At 39.3% G+C, this 2,248-nt stretch carries 2 protein-coding genes; one reads left to right on the top strand and one right to left on the bottom strand.

Going from position 1 to position 2,248, the window contains the following annotated elements:
• The first annotated feature begins 150 nt into the window (after nt 1-150).
• Nucleotides 151-432: a hypothetical protein gene (locus tag NM10_RS13890; RefSeq protein ID WP_147675893.1), complete on the top strand. Its 282-nt coding sequence runs from the start codon at nt 151-153 to the stop codon at nt 430-432.
• Nucleotides 433-757: 325 nt separating this feature from the next.
• Here NM10_RS13890 and NM10_RS12475 read toward each other — a convergent pair whose 3' ends face one another.
• Nucleotides 758-2,065: a DNA cytosine methyltransferase gene (locus NM10_RS12475; RefSeq protein WP_020311894.1), complete on the bottom strand. Its 1,308-nt coding sequence runs from the start codon at nt 2,063-2,065 to the stop codon at nt 758-760.
• Nucleotides 2,066-2,248: the final 183 nt, after the last annotated feature.

Genomic DNA, 2,248 nt, shown 5'->3' with positions numbered 1-2,248 from the left:
TCAGAACGAGGATGCAGTCTTCAAGATTTTCTACCTMMGCATCCAAAGAGCTCTATAAAAAATGGAAGGGTCGTCACGTCGCAAACTGGGCGATGGTCCGGAACCAGCTGCTCATGGACGACAGGATGTCTCAGCTTATGCAGCAATACGATGTTGCTTATTGAATCGATTTACACAAAACTCTTGACACACCCAAAGATAATGAAAAAAGAATCACAGAATTCTCCTACTCACACAGGAAATACTTTAGCTATTGCCACATATATTTTAGGTAAGGTCATTCTTCTCACAGCGAGAAGGCTTATCCAAGTAAAAAGAAGATTAACATATAGCCTGCCATATGGACAAGTACTATGCAAATGGTCATCACTTGCTCATTTTGACGCTGAGTTTCCCCGTCCTAAAAGCCACTCTGCTGGTGCTGCGCAATGAGCTGCATCCAGTGTTTCATTCTCATTTCGTGTGTAATTTTTTGAGTATCCAAAAGCATCCTCCTTACTGAATAGGATAAATTAGAGTTTTTAGACAAAATGGGAGAAATTCTAATTTGTCTAATTTATCCTGTTTGATGAGCCTATTGTCTCATAAACAGCCAGGAGATTAAATCCACCGATTTATTTTCCGCTTACACTCCAAGTCCAGAATGAATGTTTTTCTCCATTATAACAGCTTTTCAATAATAATCAAAAACAGAAAAGATTCGACTTATGAAAAGTCGAACCTTTATAACAAATGCCATTATGAACTTGAAAAAAGATTATTTTCCAGGCAGACAGCCAGCCATATCTTTCTGATATCCTGTCGGATTTTTAAAACAAGAATCCATGGCTTGTGCAATGCTGTAGGCCAAATAGACGGGCACAGCATTACCAATCTGTTTATATGCCTGTGTTCGAGAACCTCTTTCACTGCTTCCTTCAAAATAGTAATTGTCGGGAAAAGTCTGAATTCTTGCTGCCTCTCGCGGTGTCAGTGAACGGTTTTGTCGGATGTCAGGATGAATATAGTAATGCCCGTCCTTCGAAAGATGGGCCACCACCGTATGCGCAAAAGGCAAATCTCCGGCAACAACTTTAAATCTATCCAAAAATGCAGTAATATTTTTATGGGATCGCAAATCATCCGGCAATTCATCATAACTGAGCCGCTCATGAGATTCATTCCATTTCTGGACAGCAATGCGGTAAATCTTCAAATCCTGCTCATTATTGGGGCGGGAATAATGCTGTGTAACCGGCTCCATCTGGTATTCCTTTATTTTTACTTTAAAAAGATAGGAACTGGCGTGATTTTTGGTTGGCACTGGTTCTGGAATACCTTCACCAGAATGAATAAACGGCAAATCATCCAGAATGTCATGCACCTTGTACTCACTTGTATCCGTTTTGGGTATCAGGGGATAAAATCCAGTTTCACCATTTAACTTTCCAATCAAAATGATTCTTTTTCTGTTTTGCAATACGCCATAATCATGAGCGTTCAGTATTCTGTACTCAGTTGTATAGCCATATTTCTTAAATAGTCTGCGCATCTTGTCAAAATGGCGTTCTCCACTTTTTTCCTTAGCTGACAGCAATCCCATAACATTTTCAAATACGAAATACTGAGGCTGAAACTCTCTCAAAAATTCTGCATAAAGCTTGTAAAGATAGTTTCTTGCATCACCCACCATGTGATCATGGCTTCTGGACCTGCCTGCAATAGAATATGCTTGGCAGGGTGGCCCGCCAATTATCAAATCGAGTTTTTCTCCCTGCAGTCGATTATGGACAACAGCAAAAATTTTCTGGATGTTTTTCTGGGAAATGGTGTATTGCAAAACAGAATCCAATTCCTCATCAGGAATCTGCTCATAAAAGCTTTTGCGGGTAATTTCTCCTTTCAGGTAAGAATTATACACAGATAGCATATTGTGTTCTTTCAACCAGTAATATGCAACTCTGGTCCTTAGAGTATTGCAAGCTGCCCGGTCCATTTCCACATGGGCAACCGGATCAAATCCCGCCATTTTAAAACCTTCAGACAATCCGCCTGCACCCGCAAAAAGGTCCAGATATCTGGTCATTGCAATACCCTCCTTTCCACCATACTTAAATATTGATTATATCAAAAAAAATGCATCTAGTAAATATAATTCGTAACAATTGAACAAATTTCTGTTAAAGGAGTTTCGCTGATGGACAAAATTTCAAAAGAAAAAAAGAAGCAAAAACATGTCAAAAATAAAATCCCATGATACATCCATCGA

Origin of the sequence: Megasphaera sp. NM10 (assembly GCF_000417505.1) — a bacterium.
Classification (GTDB): Bacteria; Bacillota; Negativicutes; order Veillonellales; family Megasphaeraceae; genus Megasphaera; species Megasphaera intestinihominis.
This window is presented reverse-complemented; position numbering and strand designations above follow the sequence as displayed.

What these genes read in the sequence shown, in the direction of transcription:
- NM10_RS13890 (WP_147675893.1), top strand. Translation starts at nt 151, where the DNA reads ATGTTGCTTATTGAATCGATTTACACAAAACTCTTGACACACCCAAAG.
- NM10_RS12475 (WP_020311894.1), bottom strand. Translation starts at nt 2,065, where the DNA reads ATGACCAGATATCTGGACCTTTTTGCGGGTGCAGGCGGATTGTCTGAA.